21 protein-coding genes are annotated in these 20783 nt (G+C 66.4%); 11 read left to right on the top strand and 10 right to left on the bottom strand.

The genetic code is table 11. The features are described from left to right. The first annotated feature begins 161 nt into the window (after positions 1-161). From ACFVVK_RS00575 to ACFVVK_RS00560, 4 genes are all read left to right on the top strand, one after another. Positions 162-509, top strand: coding sequence for a hypothetical protein (locus ACFVVK_RS00575; protein WP_390261946.1), 348 nt, complete (start codon positions 162-164; stop codon positions 507-509). Positions 510-622: 113 nt separating this feature from the next. Then, the gene (locus ACFVVK_RS00570) at positions 623-1042 is read left to right on the top strand and encodes a YciI family protein (RefSeq protein WP_390261944.1); all 420 of its coding nucleotides are present in this window, start codon (positions 623-625) and stop codon (positions 1040-1042) included. Positions 1043-1062: 20 nt separating this feature from the next. Next, the gene (locus ACFVVK_RS00565) at positions 1063-2316 is read left to right on the top strand and encodes an RNA polymerase sigma factor (protein WP_390261941.1); all 1254 of its coding nucleotides are present in this window, start codon (positions 1063-1065) and stop codon (positions 2314-2316) included. A 104-nt stretch (positions 2317-2420) separates the two neighbouring features. After that, complete coding sequence (locus tag ACFVVK_RS00560; RefSeq protein ID WP_390261938.1) at positions 2421-2726, top strand: hypothetical protein; 306 nt, start codon at positions 2421-2423, stop codon at positions 2724-2726. Positions 2727-2795: 69 nt separating this feature from the next. Here the strand turns inward: ACFVVK_RS00560 and ACFVVK_RS00555 are convergent, their stop codons facing one another. The 5 genes from ACFVVK_RS00555 to ACFVVK_RS00535 all read right to left on the bottom strand — a co-directional run bounded on the left by ACFVVK_RS00555 (position 2796) and on the right by ACFVVK_RS00535 (position 7865). Next, positions 2796-4748 carry a transketolase gene (locus tag ACFVVK_RS00555; RefSeq protein ID WP_390261935.1) on the bottom strand — a complete coding sequence of 651 codons (1953 nt, stop codon included), beginning with the start codon at positions 4746-4748 and terminating at the stop codon, positions 2796-2798. Between the two features lie 123 nt (positions 4749-4871). Further along, positions 4872-5105, bottom strand: coding sequence for a DUF6480 family protein (locus ACFVVK_RS00550; protein ID WP_390261933.1), 234 nt, complete (start codon positions 5103-5105; stop codon positions 4872-4874). A gap of 187 nt (positions 5106-5292) precedes the next feature. Beyond that, on the bottom strand, positions 5293-6099 hold the full coding sequence (locus tag ACFVVK_RS00545; RefSeq protein WP_390261930.1) for an SDR family NAD(P)-dependent oxidoreductase: 807 nt from the start codon (positions 6097-6099) through the stop codon (positions 5293-5295). Between the two features lie 129 nt (positions 6100-6228). After that, a complete protein-coding gene (locus tag ACFVVK_RS00540) occupies positions 6229-6735 on the bottom strand; it encodes a DivIVA domain-containing protein (protein WP_390261927.1) in 507 nt (168 codons plus the stop codon). Beyond that, positions 6732-7865: a globin domain-containing protein gene (locus tag ACFVVK_RS00535; RefSeq protein ID WP_390261924.1), complete on the bottom strand. Its 1134-nt coding sequence runs from the start codon at positions 7863-7865 to the stop codon at positions 6732-6734. Before ACFVVK_RS00535 ends, ACFVVK_RS00540 begins: the two co-directional genes overlap by 4 nt. Positions 7866-8559: 694 nt before the next feature. Between ACFVVK_RS00535 and ACFVVK_RS00530 the strand changes: the two genes are divergently transcribed. Beyond that, positions 8560-9390, top strand: coding sequence for a DUF4192 family protein (locus tag ACFVVK_RS00530; RefSeq protein ID WP_390261921.1), 831 nt, complete (start codon positions 8560-8562; stop codon positions 9388-9390). A 138-nt stretch (positions 9391-9528) separates the two neighbouring features. After that, entirely contained in the window at positions 9529-9708 is a 180-nt protein-coding gene (locus ACFVVK_RS00525; protein WP_390261918.1) for a hypothetical protein, read from the top strand. 40 nt (positions 9709-9748) lie between these two features. Here the strand turns inward: ACFVVK_RS00525 and ACFVVK_RS00520 are convergent, their stop codons facing one another. Continuing rightward, positions 9749-11269: an ATP-binding protein gene (locus tag ACFVVK_RS00520; RefSeq protein ID WP_390261916.1), complete on the bottom strand. Its 1521-nt coding sequence runs from the start codon at positions 11267-11269 to the stop codon at positions 9749-9751. After that, positions 11266-11949, bottom strand: a complete 684-nt coding sequence (locus tag ACFVVK_RS00515; RefSeq protein ID WP_390261913.1) for a response regulator transcription factor — start codon at positions 11947-11949, stop codon at positions 11266-11268. Before ACFVVK_RS00515 ends, ACFVVK_RS00520 begins: the two co-directional genes overlap by 4 nt. Positions 11950-12082: 133 nt before the next feature. Here ACFVVK_RS00515 and ACFVVK_RS00510 point away from each other — a divergent pair, with 133 nt between their 5' ends. Next, positions 12083-12523: a hypothetical protein gene (locus tag ACFVVK_RS00510; RefSeq protein ID WP_390261911.1), complete on the top strand. Its 441-nt coding sequence runs from the start codon at positions 12083-12085 to the stop codon at positions 12521-12523. A 24-nt stretch (positions 12524-12547) separates the two neighbouring features. Here the strand turns inward: ACFVVK_RS00510 and ACFVVK_RS00505 are convergent, their stop codons facing one another. Then, positions 12548-13396, bottom strand: coding sequence for a Rieske 2Fe-2S domain-containing protein (locus ACFVVK_RS00505; RefSeq protein ID WP_390261908.1), 849 nt, complete (start codon positions 13394-13396; stop codon positions 12548-12550). 321 nt (positions 13397-13717) lie between these two features. Here ACFVVK_RS00505 and ACFVVK_RS00500 point away from each other — a divergent pair, with 321 nt between their 5' ends. The 4 genes from ACFVVK_RS00500 (at position 13718) to ACFVVK_RS00485 (ending at position 17963) form a co-directional block, all read left to right on the top strand. Beyond that, complete coding sequence (locus ACFVVK_RS00500) at positions 13718-14263, top strand: DUF2127 domain-containing protein (RefSeq protein ID WP_390261905.1); 546 nt, start codon at positions 13718-13720, stop codon at positions 14261-14263. A gap of 73 nt (positions 14264-14336) precedes the next feature. Then, on the top strand, positions 14337-15785 hold the full coding sequence (locus ACFVVK_RS00495; RefSeq protein WP_390261903.1) for an MFS transporter: 1449 nt from the start codon (positions 14337-14339) through the stop codon (positions 15783-15785). Between the two features lie 365 nt (positions 15786-16150). Continuing rightward, the gene (locus ACFVVK_RS00490; protein WP_390261900.1) at positions 16151-17287 is read left to right on the top strand and encodes a sensor histidine kinase; all 1137 of its coding nucleotides are present in this window, start codon (positions 16151-16153) and stop codon (positions 17285-17287) included. Then, on the top strand, positions 17280-17963 hold the full coding sequence (locus ACFVVK_RS00485) for a response regulator (RefSeq protein ID WP_390261897.1): 684 nt from the start codon (positions 17280-17282) through the stop codon (positions 17961-17963). Before ACFVVK_RS00490 ends, ACFVVK_RS00485 begins: the two co-directional genes overlap by 8 nt. 49 nt (positions 17964-18012) lie before the next feature. On the opposite strand, the gene ACFVVK_RS00480 is transcribed toward ACFVVK_RS00485, so the two are convergent. Together ACFVVK_RS00480 and ACFVVK_RS00475 are read right to left on the bottom strand one after the other, a co-directional pair. Further along, on the bottom strand, positions 18013-19347 hold the full coding sequence (locus tag ACFVVK_RS00480) for an LLM class flavin-dependent oxidoreductase (RefSeq protein ID WP_390261895.1): 1335 nt from the start codon (positions 19345-19347) through the stop codon (positions 18013-18015). Continuing rightward, positions 19347-20744: an LLM class flavin-dependent oxidoreductase gene (locus tag ACFVVK_RS00475; protein ID WP_390261892.1), complete on the bottom strand. Its 1398-nt coding sequence runs from the start codon at positions 20742-20744 to the stop codon at positions 19347-19349. The genes ACFVVK_RS00480 and ACFVVK_RS00475 overlap by 1 nt, the downstream gene beginning before the upstream one ends. Between the last annotated feature and the right edge of the window lie 39 nt (positions 20745-20783).

Genomic DNA, 20783 nt, shown 5'->3' with positions numbered 1-20783 from the left:
ATTCACCTGGCCCCGGCGCACCGCTGGAAGCGCCGCACCGACGTCGCGCCTCATTCGGCAACCGGTTGATGCGTGCGTAGACGTGCATACGCGGATCCGCTGATGCCGCCGCCAGAACACGGAAGGCTGTTCAGCATCGGCTCCATGGCAGACTTTCTGCCATGGAGCCGATGGATTGTCTGGTCATCTACGTCCCCACTGAAGCTGCCCACCTTGTCCGGCAGGCCATTGGCGATGCTGGGGCGGGGAGGCTGGGCAACTATTCGCACTGTTCGTTCAGCCTCGAAGGCACCGGCCGCTTCACCCCGCTGCCGGGTGCGAACCCAAGAGTCGGAGCCGTCGGTTCCCCCGAGGAGGTGCCGGAAACCCGGATCGAGGCGATCTACGCGCGTTCCCGGCGAAACGCCGTCGTCGAAGCCGCACTGTCCGTGCATCCATATGAGACGCCGGCGTACATGACCTTCCCCGTCGATGCCGGCCTGCCGGCCAGAACAGCCTCAGCGGACTAGCACCGCGGGGCCGGCCAAATAAATTATCCGGCTCGTGTCGATTTTGCCCTCGCGCTGTTCGACCTGTGGGTGAGAAGGTCGGAGGGCGACCTTCCGCAACCTAGGAGATTGAAATGGCAAAGTACATGTTGATCATGCGGGGCACCGACGAGTCGTACGCCAACCTTGAGAAGGCCGACTTCAACGAAATCCTTGAGACCATGGGCAAATTCAATGACGAATTGATCCGCTCCGGCGTCCTGCTGGCGGCCGAGGGCCTGGATGATCCGAAGGAGGGCGTCGTGGTGGACTTTACCGGCGATACCCCGGTGGTCACTGACGGGCCGTACGGCGAAACGAAGGAACTGTTCGGCGGCTACTACATCCTCGATGTCGCGTCGAAGCAGGAAGCCATCGAGTGGGCCAAACGGGCCCCCCTCACTGCCGGCACGAAGACCGAGATCCGCCGCGTGCCCTCCATTGACGAATTCCCGCAGGACAATGAATGGATCCAGAAGGAACGCGCCTGGCGCGAGCAGACCGGCCAGGTCTGAGCCAGCCCTCCGGAACAGCAGTGAGCAGCAACGCGGCAAGGGCCGCCGTCGAAGCGGTGTGGCGCATTGAATCCGCCCGCATCGTCGGCGCCCTTGCCCGTTACACGGGCGATTTCCCCTTGGCCGAAGACCTGGCGCAGGAGGCGCTCGCCGAAGCCCTCGTGTCCTGGTCGGTGAAGGGGGTTCCCGCCGAGCCGGTGGGTTGGCTGCTGACTACCGGCCGGCGCCGCGCGGTGGACACCTTCCGGCGTCGTGCCGCGCGGGACGAAAAGTACGCCCTTCTGGCCCGCGACCTCTCGGAGACGGAACCGGGCACGGATGCCCTGTTCGATCCCGACGCGATTGACGACGACGTGCTGGCCCTGATGTTCATCTCCTGCCATCCCGTGCTGTCCAAGGAGGCCCGGATCGCGTTGACGCTGCGCGTGGTGGGCGGCATGGGCACCGACGAGATCGCGAAGGCGTTCCTGGTTCCGGTGCCGACCATCCAGGCGCGCATCACACGGGCGAAGAAGACCCTGGCCGCCGCCCATGTTCCGTTCGCCCTGCCGGACACGGCCGAAGTCCCCGAACGGCTTGGCTCCGTACTCCAGGTTTTGTACCTGATCTTCACGGAGGGCTCGTTCGCGTCCGGGGGTGAGTCATGGATGCGCACGGACCTGGCCGGCGAGGCGCGCCGCTTGGCCAGGGTCCTCACGCGGCTGGCGCCGGAACCCGAGGTGTTCGGCCTGCTGGCCCTGATGGAGCTGACTGCCGCACGCTTCCCCGCAAGGCTCGATCCGTCCGGGCGCCCGGTCCTCCTGGCCGACCAGGACCGGTGGTTGTGGGACCAGTCGGCGATCCGGCGCGGCCGCGCCGCGCTGGCGAGGGCCGTCGCTGCCGGCCGCGGGCTCGGCGCCTACGGACTGCAGGCCTCCATCGCCGAATGCCACGCGGTGGCCCCCGCCGTCGCGGAAACGGACTGGCAGCGGATCGTCATCCTCTACGAGGCCCTGGGGAGACTGGCGCCGTCGTCCGTTGTCGAACTGAACCGCGCCGTGGCGGTGGCCATGGCCTCGGGCCCGGCCGCGGGACTGGAACTGGCCGACGCGATAGCGGCCGGGGGCGAACTCGACGGCTCCCACCTGCTGCCGACGGTCAGGGGCGAGCTGCTGACCAGGCTCGGCCGGCGCGGGGAGGCACAGCTCGCCCTGCAACAGGCTGTCGCGTTGTGCACGAATGCGGCCGAGCGGAGAGCGCTCGAACGCAAGATCGACGAGCTGGGCCGCCATTAGGGCAGGGGCAGGCGACGGCGTTCGCTCCCTCGGACCCTACCGGGCCGGCGCCGGACGGCCTATCGTGGTCCTGTCCTGACACAGCACGAGGGAAAGGAACGACGATGTTCACCCTGCAAATAAGCTATCCGGTCCGGGACTACGGGGCCTTCAAGGAAGCCTTCGACAGCGATCCCGCAGGCCGTGCCGCCTCGGGCGCCCGCTCTGTCCGGCTGTTCCGGGATACAGACGACCAGAACAGCGTGGCCGTGCTCCTTGATTTCGACACCAAGGAGGCTGCGACCGGCTTTTTGGACCGGCTGCGCACCATGGTGTGGGACAAGCCGGAGGTGATTGGGCAGCTGATGGCGGCACCGCCGACGGCCAGGATCCTGGAGGAAGTGGGCCGCGAGGGTCAGGGCGCGGGTTAGCTGCTGCCGTGAGTGGGCAGGCCCTGCCACGGGACTGCCGTCAAGGGATCAGCGGCCGCAAACACGGTCCTACGGCTTTTGGGCTGGAAGAGCCAGGCCATCGGGGCCGGTGAGGGGCCCCGCCTCAACCATGCGACGGGCCGCCGCGGCGATGTGTTCGGCGTCGATGCCTGCCCAGGCGAGGAGCTCCTGCCCGGTTCCGGACCCGGGCATGCCGCGGACGGCCAGGTGGGCTATGGACAAATCACTCGGTGGTGACATGAGCAGTGCGTCCTTGACCGCTGATCCCAGGCCGCCCTCCGGGTGGTGGTCTTCTGCGATGACGACGCGGCCCTGTGTCTCGCCGGCGGCGGTGAGCAGCGTTTCTGCGTCGATTGGCTGGATGGAGTAGCAGTCGATGACGCGCGCCTGGATTCCTTCAGCGCCGAGGATGTCTGCCGCCTCGAGCGCTGCATGAAGGGTGATCCCGGCACCGATGAGGGTGACGTCGTCGTTGTCGGAGGACCTGAGGAGTTTGGAACCGCCGACGGGGAACTGCTCTGCGGCGTTGTACAGGACGGGGTAGGCACCGCGGGTGGTGCGGAGATAGCTGATGCCGGAGGTGTCCGCCATGCCTTGCACCAGGGCAGCGGTGCTGGTGGCATCGGCGGGGTAGAGGACGGTCGAACCGTGCACGGCCCGGATCATCGCGAGGTCCTCCAGTGCCATCTGGGAAGGGCCGTCGGCACCGATCTCGACGCCGGAGTGGGAGCCGGAAAGGCGAAGATCGGCACCCGAAATGGAACCCATCCGGATGAAGTCGTAGGCGCGGGTGAGAAATGCCGCAAAGGTGGAGGCGAAGGCTTTGTATCCCCGCATGCTGAGTCCCGTTGCGGCGGCGATGAGTTGCTGCTCGGCGATGTACATCTCGAAGAACCGGTCGGGGAATGCCTTGGCGAACTCGTCGGCATGGGTCGAATTGCTGACCTCGCCGTCCAAGGCAACAACGGTGGGATCGTTTGCACCCAGTGCTGCCAAGGCGTCGCCGTAAGCTTTTCGAGTGGCGACCTTCTCGCCCATCTTGTAGCTAGGAAGGGTTGCGCCGGGAGCGTCGATGCCTGCTTTTGACCCTTCTTCCGGACGAGGCCCCCGCAGGGTCAGCGTTCTTGGGCCGCCGAGCCCCGCAATCGCCCTGTCAGCCATGTCGGGTGGGAAGGGTTTTCCATGCCAGTCGGGACTGTCTTCAATCTCGGCGAAGCCCTTGCCCTTGATTGTCTTGGCGAGGATGACCACGGGCTTGCCAACAGGCGCTTCTGCCGCAGTAGCAAAGGCCTCGTCAATCATGGCGAGGTCATGGCCATCAATGATGACGGCCTGCGCGCCGAACGCTTGGACCCGTCGAGCGTATGACTCCATGTCCCAGCCCAGTTCGGTCGCGCCGCGCTGTCCCAGCCGGTTGACGTCGACGACGGTGATCAAGTTGGTGAGGCCGTAATGGGAGGCCTTGTCCAGGGCTTCCCAGATGGAGCCTTCCGCCATTTCGCTGTCGCCACACAGTACCCACACCCGGTAGGGGAGCCGGTCAAGGTATTTTCCCGCGAGGGCGACGCCCACGCCGTCGGGAAGTCCCTGCCCCAGCGAACCCGTAGCGAATTCGACCCAGGGCAATGCCGGCGTCGGATGCCCTTGCAGGCGCTGGCCGAAGCGGCGGTAGCCGGTCATGAGCTCGTCGTCAGAGACGACGCCGACGGCTTTGAATACGGAGTACAGCAGGGGAGAGGCATGGCCTTTTGAGAAGATCAGGTGGTCGTTGGCGTCACGGTCCGGGTTGTCCCAGTCATAGCGCAGATGGCGGCTGATGAGGACGGCCAGAAGGTCCGCGGCGGACATGCTCGACGTCGGGTGGCCGGATCCGGCGGACGTGCTGGATCGGATGGAGTCCACTCGGAGCTGTGCAGCGAGTTCAGCGACCGTTGAGAGGTCGGAGCCGGATTCTTCCTGGTGTGCCGAGGGCATGGCGGGGTCCTTCGTCGATGGAACCATGTTGGACCCCTGCAGGTTGCCTCCGGAATGGGGAATGAGTCAAGAGTCTTCGGTCTCGGCGGCGGCGCCTGTCGCCCCTGCGACCGCCGTTCGTGCCATGAGGTCAAGCTCTGCGGGCTATGCCTAGTCGAGGAATCCCACGATGTAACCGATGAAGTACAGCAGCGACAGCAGGACCACCACCGCGATGCCAGCCATCCAAAGGACCTGGGCGCCCTTCATTGGGCCCTGCTCGTCATGACCCTGCGGCCCCGCCGTCGATGCTTCTCCCGGAGGGGTCTCGCCCGGCGGCACTCCGCCCCCCGGCTCCAAGCCAGTGATCTTGTCGTCCTCCGGGTCCGGATTGCTTCCTGACACATTCACTCCTCGATCGCAGTGCTGGTGCTTTGATCAGGGTATCGGGCGGCGGTAACTGGGCCTAGGCCGCCCGGCAGGTCAGGACTCCGCCCAAGTCGCTTCGGACATCACCCGGACCGACGGTGAGCCGTCCACGGCGGCCAAGTCGTGGACCCCTTGGTGTCCTCGAGCTGAGCGGGCGAGCGTCCTAGATGTCCGCGAAGGTAAGCACCGGCGGTGAACTTCCGTCGATGTCCAGGACGCCGAACTCCTTCGCGACCGCGGCGGCGATGAGCACCTGGCCGGTCCGCGCCATCAGGTTCGAGTCGTGGAACAGCGCGCTGATCACGCGGCCGATGAACTCAGGGCTTTCGCTGGTCGACAGGTCGAAAGCGCCACTCCTCGCGGCTGCCAGGACGGCTTCGGTTCGAACCAGGCCGGGGTACAGCGAGATCACCGGAATATCGAACGGTTTCAGCTCGACGGCCATGTCGGATGTCATCTTGTCCGTCGCCGCCTTGGCGATGCCGTAGATGGTGTTGCCGAGGTGGCGTTGTGCTGACCAGGAGCTGATATTGATGATCAAGCCGCGGTGCCGCGGCGTCATCATGCGCGCCGCGTGGGCCGAACACACAAAGGCAGCGCGCACGCCGACGTCCATCATGCCGGTCCAGCGGTGCGGGGGTTGTTCCCAAAACGGCGCGGGCCACGTGAACGCGCCACCTTCGACCATCTTCTCGTAGCCGCCCCAGGCGCAGTTGACGAGGAGATCGAGGCGGCCGCACTCGGACCGGATCGCTTCAAACACGGCCGCCGTCTCTTCGTCTTTGAGATGGTCGCAGCGCAGGCCCGCTATCGTCCGCGGCAGGTCTGCCTGCTCGATGGAGCGGCCCGAGCCGTAGACTCGAAACCCCGCTGCCAGAAGGCCAAGGGCGATGCCCCGGCCAACCCCTCGGCTGGCGCCCGTCACGAGCGCCACGCTTTCCTCCGGCGCTTCGTTGCGTTCGCTGGTCATGCCAAGCGCCCCCGCCTACCTTTCGTTCGTGTCCCCCATGATAGGCCGGAGCCGGTGCCTCGGACCCGCAGTGTGGCGGAAATGCGCGTGAGACAGGGAGTGGGCCGACAAGCGCGAAGTCGGCCGGTGCTACCTGATGGGCCTGGACGCCGGTACGTCGCCGAGACGGTCGACCTGTTCGGCCAGTGCGTCGATGACTGCCCGAAGCTGCACCTGTGCGACCTTCGTGTAGGTGCGGACGTACTCGATCTCGTGGATCGGTGTTGTGTAGGCCGGGGCGGCGACGGTCGTGGCCAAGGCCCGACTTTCACTGCGGTTGGCCGCGGATTCCTCGGCGCGCCGAAGGATCTCGCTGTACTGGGTCCGGGCGCTGGCGACGAGATCCTTGGAGTACTCCTCTGCCTCCGCGACGAACTTCTCTGCGAGAATCTGCGCCTGGCTGATGATCTTAACCGTCTCGTCCTTGGCGGTGATCTTCTGTGCTTCGATCTGGGCAAGGTCAGCTTCCATCTGGGCGGCAACGGCTTGGAGGAAGTGTTCGACGGCGCCTGTATCGTAACCGCGATCGACCACGTAGAACGTGGCGCTACCGACCTCTGACGGGCTGATCCGTCCGCCGTGGCTGGGGGTGCTCATCGTGATCCTTCTAACTGGTCTTCTCTGGTCTGTGTGGAGTTGTCCTCGACACTGGTGTAGTCCTCGTAGCGGATGTCGCTGCTTGGAATCCCCGCCGCGATGAGTTCGTCGACCGTGTGTCGGACCATCGGCGCCGAGCCGCACACCAGGGCCAGCGGGGCTGTCGTCGACACGTGCGCGGCGGCGGCAGTCCCCACGTAGCCGGTGAGGCCAGGGAATGACGGATCGTCCGAGACGACCGGGTGGAACGTGAACCACGGTTCTGTGGCCGCTAGCTCGGCAAGCCGCGCCTGGTCGTAGAGGTTCCATGGAACCCGCGCTCCATGGAACAGGTCCACGCGCGGTCCCTTGCCCGTCTCACGCCGCCGGGTGGCGACGGCGTCGAGCACGGCGGAGAGTGGCGCCAGCCCCGTGCCGCCGGCGATCAGGAGGAGGTCGCATTGGCCGTCTACGGTGAGCTGGTCGCCAATGGGGGCGCCGACTCGGAGCGTGTCGCCCGGCTGGGTTTTCCGGACCGCGGCGGTGCTGAAGAGGCCGCCTGGGATCAGCTGGACATGGAACTGGACAACGCCGTCGGTTCGGGGAGCGTTCGCCGGGCTCAGATACCTCCACGTGCGTGGAAGGGCGGGAAGCTCAACGGCGGCCGACTGGCCAGGATCATAGGTGAAGCCCCCAGGCATGCGGACCTCGAGTACCGCTACGTCGAGGCTGCGGCGGTCCACGGAGAGGACCTCGCCTTCCCACCACGGCGGCGTCGTGTCCGAGGACTCCTCGGCAGCTACCACCATGACTTTTGCGATGAGCCCGTACGCCTCGGACCAGCTCCGCGCGACCTCGTCGGTCCACGCGTCGCCCAAGAACTTCTGCAGCGTCGCGAGGAAGGAAGCACCGACCATGGAGTAGTGCTCAGGTGCCACCGAGAAGCGGCGGTGATCACGGCCGAGCTGGCCGATGAAACCTTCGACTTCGCCGATCCTGTCGGCATGGCTGACGATATGCCCCAGCGCAGTGAAGAGCTTGTCGCGCTGGGTGCCCATGGCGACGGGGAACATGTCCCGCACCTCTGGGTGGGATGCGAACAAGTGGGAGTAAAAGTACAGCGGGACCTCGTCCCCAAGCGCAGCGGCCATCGACCACGTCCGCTTCAGCGCACCGGAGTCCACTATGTCAGCCCCCCTGCGCCCGAGCGTGTGCGGGGTGAGTTGCTGACACACTTCACGGGACATTCATCCTTTGGTTGGCTGAAGGCTGGCCGGCGCCCGATGGGGGCAGGCGCCAGCCTGCACTTAGATTGAAAGGCCAGCCGGGTCCTGCTTGGGGGGTCCAGGCCCCGGCGGCGCTTACAGAGGGGTAATCGCTCGCGACCCTCGAAAGGTTACGCTGCAGCCGGAATTTCCTTTTTTGTGTTCAGTACGGGCCCTTGTCCCGGCCGCGGGGCCGCGCACTTCGTCCGTCGTGCTTGCGCGACGGTGGCCATGGGTGGCCACCCATCCTGAACAGAAATGGAAATCCGGCTGCAGCGTAACCTTTCTGGGTTCTCAAACGATTACCCCTCTGTAAGCGCCGCCGGGCCGGACCCCCATCAGAGATCCGACTGGCCTTCTAAATGCGGGCTGGCACCTGCCCCCATCAGGCGCCGGCCAGCCTTCAACCCAAGCAAAGGGTGTATGCCCCGTGAAGTGTGTCAAAAACTCATCCCGCACACGCTGGGCTACCAGCCCGCAGTCTCGCTCGTAGTGACGATCGATGACACGAAACTGGGCGCGACCCTGTGGCCCGACGCCCCGCAGGAAGTCTCCGCCCTCGGATTACGCCCAGGCACCCGTGACCTACCTCGCGGCACGCGACGCCGCCACGGCGGCCCAGTTGGTTGTCCATTCCGACGAAATCGGGCCCGAGGAACGGCGCCCATACGGCACCCACATCGAAGCGCTGAACCCGGAACTGTCAATCACGTCCATGCCAATCCGCGATGGACGGCGGGTCACATCACACCACCGGCGGAACCCGCTGTGCCAGGACAGCTGCTGCCCGGATGAGCCGCTTGACGCGATCGCCGGTTCGGTGGCCACCCCCTCCCTGATCTACGCAGGAAGTAGCGCGGACACGTTCACGACGCCGGCACCGTTCACCGGCGACCCGGACGCCGCCCAGATCACTGCCGCCGAAACTCCCGGCGGCCAGCCGGGCAACTTTGACGCTGCCCGCGCCGCCTGGGCACAGATCCTTGACCGTCCCGCTACCCTTGGCCCGTTCACGGCAGGGCAGGTCGCGGGCGCGTTCCAGCACAAACTGATCCGGGACTACCTGATGACCGACGTCATCACCACCGCCTCGGAACAGTTCGCCTCCGTCATTCTTGGGGTTGTCACCGGCCGCCCTGACTGGGCCCGCGTGGACACCGCCCAGGAACTTGCGTTCGAATTGATGAAAACCACCCCGGAAGGCCAGCGCGCGCCGATGCTGTGCCTGATCGGCTGGCTCGAATGGCTCAAAGGAAAATCCAGCTTCGCCGCCCGCTACTTCAAACTCGCCATGGACGACGTGCCAGGGTTCCGGCTCGCGTCATTGCTCGCCGAGCTGATCAACCGCGGACTCGTCGCCGACGTCGCCCGGAATAAGGCCACTGCCTACACCCCGCCAGCGCGGAACTAACCGCCACTGCCGGACCCCGCATTCGCGCTCCTCCGGCCGCCGGCAACACTGCGCGGGCGAAGCACCCTGCCAGCCGACAGGCAGGAACCGTGGCTAGGGTGAAACGAAAACGCCGTCCGATCACTCAGGGAGCACCCTTTGGCAACAGAACTCCGCATGACCGAAGACGACGCCGTCGGCCCCGGCACGAGCCTGGCCGAAGACCTGTTGGAACTGCGCCTGCTCACCGCAGAAGACAAGGGACTCGGCCCCGTAGACTTTCCCGCCAAAGACCACCAGTTCGGGGGTGGAGATCTGCAGATCGACGAGCAGCGGTAACACCGGCAGCGACGACGCTGCCTCGCAAAATTTCAAGCCGCTACATGGGGTCGGTCTCGGTGTCCTTCGTGCCGGTGTGGAAGGGCGGCCCTCCTGTCGGCGACTCGACGGCCACGATACGGTCCGACTCTCGAGCCCCTTTGAGTGACTGCGCTCCGCCGGATCCGACGGCAGCCTGGAACCTCACGCATACGTCCAGTCCCTGGTTCCCGTCCGCGGCCGGTGCCAGCGACGCGACGCCGCCGCCCGCCGTCGAAAGTTGCTGAACGATCGCCAGCCCGAGTCCGCTGCCTCCGGAACTCTCCGAGCCCCGCCAGAAGCGGTTAAAGGCCCGCTGGCGGTCGTCCTCAGAGAGGCCAGGCCCCTCGTCCAGGACGTGAAGCTCCACGAACTCCCCGTTCTCCACCGGCGCGACGGTAAGCCGAATCTTTGAATCCTGCGGCGCCACGGCCAGGGCGTTGTCGATGAGGTTGTCGATAATCTGTTCGGCCGCTCCGGGCAAGGCAGTGACGTAAGCCTCGGCGGGGGCATCCAGAATGATGCGCACACCGGTTTCCTCGGCAAGCGCCTCCCATTGTTCCAACCGGCTGCGGGCGACGTCGCTGAGGTCCGTTGTGACGCGGCCGATGTCCCGGCCGTCGGTCCGGCTCAGGAGGAGGAGACCGTCGATGACCCGTTGCAGCCGGTGGGTTTCCTCGAGGGAGTCGGACACCATGACGGCGGCGGCCTCCGGATCGGTGTTGACGGAGTCGGCGGCGTTCTCCAGCCGCAGTCTCAGCGCGGTGAGCGGGGTGCGGAGCTGGTGGGATGCGTCGCTGGCAAAGCCCTGCTGCTGCTGCAGCAGCTGCTCCAGCCGGTCTGCCATCCGGTTGAAGGACGCGGCGAGGGCGCGCAGTTCGGGTGCGCCCTCCTCCTCATCGGTGCGGGTGGCGAGGTTGCCTTCTGCGAGCAGCTCCGTGGCTTTTTGCAGCCGCTGGATTCTCCTCGTGACGGCGTTGGCCATCAGGTACGCGACCAGCCCCGCGAGCAGCACCGTGGTTGCCGCCACGGCCGCCATCACCTGCAACTGTCCGGACACCCGGTCCGTCACCACCGACGCCGGATAGGTCAGGCGGACGGCCCCGGCGATCTTCTCATCGCTGAGGACCGGGACGGTGACGTACAGCAGATCAAACCCGAGGGTTTCCGAGTACCGCTGCCCCGCTGTGAGCTGGCCGGTGAGGGCGGCCGCTATTTCCGGGCGGGAAGCGTACGAAGCGCCGGTTGCGGACTGGTCGTCGTCGGAGGTTGCCACGGCAGTGCCGTCGGGCCTGACGATCACCACCCTGGAACCGCTTGCCTCGCTGTATTTGCGGATGGTGTCGGCAACGTTCTGGGGCACTTGTTCGCCGGATTCGAGTGTTTGCCGCGTCCGGCCGCCGAGCAGGAACGCATCCCGTTCCAGGGAAGTGGTCATGCGGTCACGTTCAACGCGGACAAGGTAATTCCCCAGCGGGATGTCCTGCACGAGGATTACGAGCAAGGAAATGAGCATGAAGGCGGAAATCAGCCGCCACTTCACTGCGGCACGTCCAGTCTGAACCCGATGCCGCGGATGGCCTCGATCCAGCGGGGGTCGCCGAGTTTTTTGCGGAGCGCGGCCACATGGGCGTCGAGGGTCTTTGTGGTTCCGTACCAGTTCCCGTTCCAGACGGCGCGGAGAATGGCGCTGCGCTGGCAGACCGCGCCCGGGTCTTCGGCGAGGTAGCACAGGAGTTCGAATTCCTTGACCGTCAGGCGGATTTCCTCCCCGTCCAGGAGCACCCGCCTCGACCGCTGGTCAACGCTCAGCGGACCGATGCTGGTGGTACTGCCGGAGGTGGCCTGATCGTCCCCGGCGCGGTCATCGGTGCGGCGTGCCACGGCCCGGATCCTGGCGATGAGTTCCCGCATCCCGAAGGGCTTGACAAGGTAGTCGTCGGCGCCCAGTTCCAGCGCCAGCACCCGGTCAATCTCCTCGTCACGGGCACTGACAACGATGATGGGGGTCGCACTGAGGGCCCGGACGGCGCGGCACACATCCGTCCCGTCCATATCGGGGAGCCCCAGGTCCAAGATGATGAATTCCGGGCGCGCTTCACGTACGTGCGCCAGGGCCGCCCCGCCGCTGGCGACGTGGCTGGTCTGGAAGCCTGCCCGCGTCAGACCTTCCACAACGCCGGCCGCCACTGATTCGTCGTCTTCCACCACCAGAATCTGCATACCTGATTATGTTCCTGCAGGTGCGGAAGTGGCACGATATACAGATGATGCAGGCGAATTGCGTGATGAATCTTGGACAAGTCTTGGATTTCCCCTCCACCTGCCTTTTCCAACTGCTTCCTACAGTCGAAGCATGAAAACAAAAACCGCACTCGCACTGTCAGTCGCCGGCATTCTCCTGACCGGCTCCGCCGCTCTCGCCGTGAACACCCAGACCCTCAACGGGTCCCATACGGGAACCACGGGCAACACCGATCAGCTCCTCCTGCCGGCAGTCTCGCTCAGCAGCACGCCGGCCGTTTCCATCCCCGCGGAAAGCGCAGCTCCACAACCGACGACGACGGCGTCCCCCTCGCCGGAGGACCGGAATGCCCCGCGGTCCCCGGCGTCCGCCACGCCCTCAACAGCTTCCCGCCAGCCCGGGGACGACAAGGGCGGGCTCCGCACCACGCCTGAGACGGGTGACGACAAGGGCGGCCTCCGCACCACGCCTGAGACGGGCGACGACAAGGGCGGGCTCCGCACGACCCCCGAACCGGGTGACGACAAAGGCGGCCACGGCCGCGATGACTGAGTCGGGGCGGCCGGGCCGGCTGTCTCAGCCGGCCCGGCGGACCTCGATCCGGCCGTCGTTTATCCGCGTTTCATAGGCGGGCTGGGGGCGGGTGGCAGGTCCGCGGACAATCGTCCCGTCGGCCAGCCTGAAGGTGCTGCCGTGCCATGGACAAATGACGCAGCCGTTCTCAATCTTCCCCTTCTCCAGGGGGCCGCCCATGTGGCTGCATACGGCGTCGAGTGCGTGGATCGCTCCCTCGGACCGGTGCAGCAGGAGGGAGACCCCGCCGACCTCCACGGTGCGGCGGTCGCCGTCGGACATCCCGTCGGCGTCGAGTACCGCCGTCCACTTGGAGGGCCCGGTCCGCTCCGCCGTCTTGTTCACATTCACCGCGTCGGCGTAGGTCAGGTGCCCGCCCAGGAAACCGCCGGCGGACATCAGGCCGAAGCCGGCCAGGCCCAGCGTCTTTCCCAGACCGCGGCGGCCGCTCCTGCGGGCAATGGCCGATGAAACGTAGAGGCAGAGGGCAGCGCTGTTGGCCAACGCATGGACCACCCCGGTCCGCCTCGTCTTCCCCGTGGTGTCCGACCAGTCATTGAGGCCGGCTGCAGCCGTTGGGATAGCGGTGGCAATGCCGACGACGACGAGGGCGTCGGCGGCCGGTTCGGAGGCCCGCCCCCCGGCCAGGTCCAAAAGCGCGGCCATGCTCCAGGCGCCGATGGGCAGATCCGTGAGTGCCGGATGCAGCGGGTGCCCGATGTAGGTTCCGCTCAGAAGATTCCGGACCGGCCGCGGGCTTACTGCCTTTCCCACAGCCTTCGCGAGGGAAGACGCCGCCCCGTCGAGTAAATCGAACTGCTCGACGGCTTTGACGACAGAATCTAGCTTCATTGCAACTCCTAGGTCTCAGCATTCGGCTCGTGCTGTTCAGGAACAGGTCGCTGGTTCCCCCGCGGTGTCCGGTGGCCCCGTGGACGAAAGCTAAGCACCGCCCCACCGTCCGTGGCAAGACCTGCGCCGGCCTCGCCAACAGCGCCCGCCCTTTGCGCCGCGGAGACGCGCATCCTTGATGAGTGGACGCGGGCGCTAGACGGAGAGCCGCAAACCACGGGATAATCCACACCACCACAAAGCAACGTGCACAACGATGTACACCACTCCTTGGACTCCATTGCCAGCGCTGTCGAATTCGCCGCACGATGAATGCGCCGGGTGGTCGGATACAGCACGGTGTCGCAGGTGCGGGCGGCAATCGAGCGGTGGGAGAGCGGCACTTTGGACCGGACGTTCCGGGTCATATTGATCCTCAAGGGCCTGGACGGCATCTTGGAACTGGTGGGCGGAATCCTCCTGCTCGTGGTGTCTCCCCAGCAGATCGGGGCCATGGCCCGGGCTCTGACCCAGCACGAACTCTCCGAGGATCCCCACGACCTGGTTGCCAACGCCCTGGTGCAGGCCACCGGCCATCTCTCTGGCTCAGCATCGCTATTTGGAGCCGTCTATCTGCTTCTCCACGGACTGGTCAAGGTTGTCCTAGTCTGGGCTGTCCTGCAGGACAAGCTATGGGCCTATCCTTGGATGATCGGCTTCCTGCTGGTCTTCATCGTCTACCAGAGCTATAAGATCCTGGTTTCCTTTTCTTGGGGCATGGTTCTACTGACTGCCTTCGATGCTTTCATCGTGTGGTTGACGTGGCGCGAATACCGGCGGCACAAAGCCCGTACGGGCAGCGAGAGACGTCCGGGACTAATTCGGTAAGCGACGAAGTTATGCAATCGGGCCTGGAACCGGTTCATGCGCGCGCTTGGCGCGCCGAGGGGAGTGAAAGTACGTGACCACAACGCATGCCGAGGGAGTGGGTTTCCGCTCCGAACGCGGACCTGTCCTCATTGCCCTGATGCTCTCGACGGGTCTGGTGGCGATCGATGCGACGATTGTGGCCACAGCGGTGCCTTCGATCGTGCACGACATTGGCGGGTTTGCGTCGTTCCCGTGGCTTTTCTCCGCCTACCTGCTGGCGCAGGCCGTGTCAGTACCTGTCTACGCGAAACTCTCCGACACCATCGGCCGCAAGCCGATCATGCTGATCGGAATCGGGTTGTTCCTGCTCGGCTCGATCCTGTGTGGAGTCGCCTGGAGCATGCCGGTCCTCATCGCCTTCCGCGTGGTCCAGGGGCTGGGGGCCGGGGCGGTCCAGCCGATGGCCATCACCATCGCCGGCGATATCTACACGCTGGCAGAGCGGGCCAAGGTGCAGGGCTACCTGGCGAGCGTGTGGGCCGTTTCTTCGGTGGTTGGCCCGACGCTCGGGGGAGTGTTTGCCGCACTCGGGATCTGGCGCGGCATCTTCCTCGTGAACATTCCGCTGTGCCTGGTGGCCGGGTGGATGCTGGTCCGGTCGTTCCACGAGAATGTCGAGCACGTGAAGCACCGGGTCGACTATCTGGGAGCCGGGCTGCTCACCGCCTCGCTCACCCTGCTCATACTCGGCGCTCTTGAGGGCGGCCAGGCCTGGGCCTGGAACTCGGCCGTCAGCATGGCAGTGTTCGCGGGCGGTGCCGTCCTGTTCGCCGCGTTCATCCTTGTCGAGCGGAGGGCGGCGGAGCCGGTCCTGCCGCCGTGGGTCGTGTCCCGGCGGCTGCTGGCGACGACGGCGATGATCTCTTTCGGTGTGGGAGCGGTCATGCTTGGCCTCACTTCTTACGTCCCCACGTTCCTCGAAGGGGCCCTCTCGACCTCCCCAATCCTGGCCGGGCTGGCGCTGGCGGCGCTGACGATCGGCTGGCCGATCAGCGCGTCCCAATCGGGCCGGCTGTACCTTCGGATCGGGTTCCGGAACACGGCCCTGATCGGCATCACGATCACCGTTATCGGCACCGCAGTCCTTGCCTTCACCGCCACCACCCCCAACGTTCTGCTGGCCGCGGGCAGTTGCTTCATCGTCGGGCTGGGACTCGGGCTCGTCGCCACCCCCACGCTCATCGCCGCCCAAACGAGCGTCGAATGGAACGAACGTGGTGTGGTCACCGGCACCAACCTCTTCGCACGGTCAATCGGCAGCTCCATCGGCGTCGCCGTTTTCGGGGCGATAGCGAACGCCGTCTACGCCGGAACCCTGCACGGCGAGACCGACCCCCATACTGTCGTCGCGGCCTCCGCGGCCGTGTTCCTGGCGGTTACGGTCGTCGCGGCCCTCACCGTCGTCGCCGTGATCGGCATGCCCGCCGCAAGGAACATCAAACAGGTCCCCGCCGCGGCGCAGGCCAATCCGCGAGGCTAATCCGGAGGCTGGGGTCCGGGCAGCAGGCCCAAAAGCTGGCTCAGAGCATGAATCAGCTGGCTTTTAGGTTGAGATCTCAGCGATATGGAGAGAACGGTGTGATTGCCGTGGATATGGTGACTGGCATGGAACCAGTTTTGAATTTTGCTCGGCGTTGGGGCGCCCCTGTGGCGGCCGTCATCTTCTTTTCCCTCTGGTGTGTGGCGGAGGCCGGCAGAATGGGAGGATCCTGGCTGACATGGTCAGGGAACTGGCCGCTGGTGCTGATGACATTGGCGGTTGCCACGGCCACCTGGAAACCGCTGGTCTCCCTTGGGTGCACCGTGGCACTCCTTGCCGGACAGTTAAGTCACACCCTGCCCCCGATGGCTTCCAACCACTGGGCCATCTACCTGGGCTCCTTTATCGCCCTGGGCTTCATTCTCTGGACGGCCCCTCTGCGGCTGCGGTACCTCGCTGCGGGCACGAACGTGGCCGCCGCTGCTGTCATGGCGTTCCTGATGCTCTCGTGGAGATATGGCGACGGTGTCGGATGGTACCCGCCTGCCTACGCCGGTGACCGGTGGATGCTGCAGGACTACGGCTGGCAGCTGTTCGCGCTCCTCCTGTTAATCGCGGGAGCCTGCGCCGCCGTCGGACTTCTGCTGGCGCTGTATCAGGAACGGGGCAGCCTGTTCCGGGCCCGGGAACTGGCGCAAAGCAGCCTCAAGGAAACCGAGATCGACCTGATCGTGGAACAGGAACGGACACGCATCGCCCGGGATCTGCACGACGTCCTCGCCCATTCCCTCGCGGTCATCGCTGCGCAGGCCGACGGAACCCGCTACCTGAGCAAGGACCAGCCCAAAGCCGTCCTCAACGCCCTGGACACCATCGCCGGGTCCGCTCGCAGCGCCCTGGTGGATGCCCAACGCGTGATCGAGGGGGTTCGTGATGACGGCATGGTGACGCCCCAGCCGCGGCTGAGCGACATCCCGGCACTCATCGACGGCATGCAGCGCGGCAGTTTGAAGATCCACCCGACCGAGTCCGGGACGCCCGTGAAGCTCTCCACCGGACAGGAAATGGCCGTCTTCCGGATCGTTCAGGAGTGCCTGACCAATGCCCTCAAGCATGGCGGACGCGGCACCGACGTGCGGCTCCACTTTGACTGGAGCGGGCCGGGCCTCACTCTGCACGTGGCCTCGGCCGTCGCCCCAACCGGCCAGGAAGACGCTGCAAATCCGGCCAGGACCCGGGGCGGGAGAGGACTTCCCGGCATGCGCGAACGCGCCCACCTGGCCGGCGGCTGGCTGACGGCCGGGCCGGACGGCGAACACTTCCGGGTGACGGTTTTCATCCCCTACGGAACCCGGGAAGCGAGGGCGGCGGACGAAACAGCCGGCGCCGAAGCCCGGAGTACTTTCGGTGAAATATCGGGCGACGAAGTCCGGCCGGCGCTGACCGCAACTGGCCTACCCCGCCCGGCAGGGATCGCACGCGAAGCCCACGACCGTGGCTGATGCCGGGGCGCGCGTCACCGTGGCCCTGGTGGACGACCAGCCCCTGTTCCGGGCGGGCATCCGCATGCTGATAGAGAGCCAAGGGGACATGGAACTCTCGGGCGAGGCCGGTGACGGGGAAGGCGCGGTGACCCTCGCAATCGAACGGCGCCCGGACGTGATGCTGATGGACCTGCGTATGCCGATCATGGATGGCGTCGAAGCCACCCGGCGGATCGTACAGCACGCCGTGGCGGCCGGAACCGACAAGCCAAAGATCATCGCGCTGACCACGTTCAACCGGGACCAGGCCGTGGTCCAGGCTGTGCAGGCCGGGGCGAGCGGGTATCTGCTCAAGAGCGCGGAACCGGAATTCCTGCTGGCAGCGATCCGGACCGTCCACTCCGGCTACTCCGTTATCGCGCCAGGATCCATCCATTCTCTCTTCGAGCACGCGGCCCGCAGCGTTCCCGCTGCCGGTCCGGACTTATCCGTTCTTAATGTGCTGTCCGTCAGGGAGCGGGACGTCTTTCTGCTCGCGGCAAAAGGTCTCAGCAACGGCGAAATGGCGGAGAGTCTGTTCGTCTCTGAAGCCACCATCAAGACTCATCTGCGCAGCGTCTTGGACAAACTGGAACTGCGCACCCGCCTCCAGTTGGTCGCATTCGCCCACGAACGCCGTCTACTGGGCGCCTGAACCTACGACGGACAAGCGACGCCGGCGGAACCCAGGGTGCGGCACCCGGTCATGCGTGTGTTCCTAGCAGTTGCTGGCTGTACTGGCTTTCAGGACGGTCGAGGCCGAAGTGCTCGCGCAGGGTCCGGCCGGTGTATTCGGTGCGGAAGAGGCCGCGGGACTGCAGGATGGGAACCACCTCGTCGGCGAAGGCCTCAAAACCGCCAGGCAGCCAGGGCGGCATGATGTTGAACCCGTCCGCGGCGCCGCCCTCGAACCAGCGCTGGATTTCGTCCGCCACCTGCACCGGCGTTCCCGCGAACACGTAGTGGCCACGGGCCCCCGCGAAGCGGTGCAGGACCTGGCGCACGGTCAGGTTTTCGCGGCGGATGGTGTCCAACAGCAGCTGGCTGCGGCTGCCCTCCCGGCCCGCCGCGGCGAGGAGTTCCGCCGGGAACGTCTCGTCCAGCAACACCCCGTCAAGGTCGACGCCGAGCAACTTGCGCAGGATGCCCAGCCCGTACTCCGGCTGGGTCAGCTCGTCGAATTCCTGCTTGAGCGCCCGGGCCTCGGCCCCGGTGGAGCCGAGGTACGGGCTGATGCCCGGCAGCACCAGGAGCCGGTCCGGATCCCGGCCCAGCGCCGACGCCTGGGCCTTGATGTCGGCATAAAACGCCTGTGCACTTGCCAGGGTCTGGTGCGCCGTGAACACCGCCTCCGCGTGCTGCGCCGCGAAAGCCTTCCCGTCGGCGGAGGACCCGGCCTGCACATGCACCGGCCGGCCCTGCGCGGACCGCGGCGTGTTCAGCGGCCCCGCGACGCGGAAGTGGTGGCCCTCATGCTCAACGGGGTGAATCCGTGAGGTATCGGCGAAAACTCCCGTGCCGGCGTCGGCCACCACCGCCCCGTCCTCCCAGCTGTCCCAGAGCTTGCCCACCACGCGAACGAATTCATCGGCGCGGGCGTACCGCTCCGCGTGCGGCGGGTGCTGGTCCAGGCCGAAGTTCTGGGCGGCGCGTTCGGCACCGGTGGTGACGATGTTCCAGCCCGCGCGGCCGCCGCTGAGGTGGTCCAGCGACGCGAACAGCCGGGCCGCGTTGTACGGCTCCAGGTACGTGGTGCTGGCCGTGCCGATCAGGCCGATGCGTTCAGTGGCGACGGCGATCGCGGACAGCCAGGTGAAGGGCTCGATCCGGAACCGGGTGGCGTACTGGACGTTGCTTTCCAGCGCGGGGCCGTCGGCGTAGAACACGGCGTCCAGCTTTGCCTGCTCCGCGCGCTGCGCCAGTTCCTGGTAGAACCGGATGTCCAGGAGCCTCTCGGGCTGGGACTTCGGGTGCCGCCAGGCGGCCTCGTGGTGGCCGCCGGGGTAGATGAACAGGTTGAGTTTCAGCTGCCGGGCCATTAGAGCGCCGATCCGATGGAGGCCAGCTCCGCCGCGGCGGCAGCGGCGTAGCGGTTCTCCGGGCGCTCCAGACCGTAGTGCCCCCGCAGGGTGCGGGCAGTGTATTCGGTGCGGAACAGGCCGCGGTCCTGGAGGATGGGCACTACCTGCTCCACGAACACGTCCAGTCCCGAGGGCAGCACGGGCGGCATGATGTTGAAGCCGTCTGCCGCGCCGCCGTCGAACCATTCCTGGATGGCGTCCGCAACCTGCACCGGGGTACCGGTGAAGGTACGGTGCCCGCGTCCGCCGCCCAGGCGGCCGATCAGCTGCCGGACCGTGAGTTGCTCGCGGCGGGCCAGCTGGACGATCAGGGTGTAGCGGCTCTTCGCGCCCTCGATCTCGTCCTCGCTGGGCAGGTCGTCCGGCAGCTGCCGGTCCAGGGGCAGGTCCTCCGGGTTGACGCGCAGGGTCTTGGCCAGCTGGATCCGGGCGTACTCCGGCTTGATCAGCCGGTCCAGTTCGTGTTCGAGCTCCAGCGCCTCTTCCTCGGTGGCGCCGATGACGGGCACGATCCCGGGGAGGATCTTGAGGGTTCCGGGGTCCCGGCCGGCGGCGGCGGTGCGGGCCTTCAGGTCCCGGTAGAAGTCTTGGGCGTCCGCGAGGGTCTGGTGGGCGGTGAAGACGGCGTCCGCGTACCGTGCCGCGAGGTCCTTGCCGTCCTCGGATGAACCGGCCTGGACGATCAGCGGGTGTCCCTGCGGCGGGCGCTGGACGTTGAGCGGGCCGCGGACCTTGAAGTGTTTGCCCTCGTGGCCGATGACGCGGATCTTCTCACCGTCAGCCCAGATGCCCTCGGCTTTGTCGGCCACGACGGCGTCGTCCTCCCAGCTGTCCCAGAGCTTCCGCGCCACCTCGATGAATTCCGCGGCACGCTCATACCGGACGGCGTGCGCGGGCTGGTCGTCCACGCCGAAGTTCCGGGCAGCGTCCGGCCCGGCCGTGGTGACCACGTTCCAGCCCGCACGGCCGCCGCTGACCCAGTCCACTGAAGCGAAGCGGCGGGCCAGGTTGAACGGCTCGTTGTAGGTGGTGGAGGCGGTGGCGATCAGTCCGATGCGCTCGGTGGCGCCGGCGATGGCCGTCAGCAGCACGGTGGGTTCCAGCTTGCCGGCGGGGCGGCGGCCCACCTCGCCGAACAGGACGGGGGAGTCGGCGAAGAAGATGGAGTCCAGCTTGCCGCGCTCGGCGGTGCGAGCCAGCTCCTTGTAGTGCTCCACGTCGGTGTTGGCCTGCGGGTCGCTTTCCGGCAGGCGCCAGGACGACTCGTGGTGGCCGGTGCTCATCAGGAAGGCGTTGAGGTGGAGCTGGCGCTGCGCGGAAGCGGGGTTCTGGGAAGCCGGGTTTTGGGAAGTCATGGGTGGTGCTCCTTGAAGGTCAGGTGTGCGGGAAGGTTT

Source organism: Arthrobacter sp. NPDC058192 (genome assembly GCF_042883665.1).
Lineage (GTDB): Bacteria > Actinomycetota > Actinomycetes > Actinomycetales > Micrococcaceae > Arthrobacter.
Note: the sequence above shows the minus strand (reverse complement) of the source record. Positions and strands in the feature narration are given on the sequence as shown.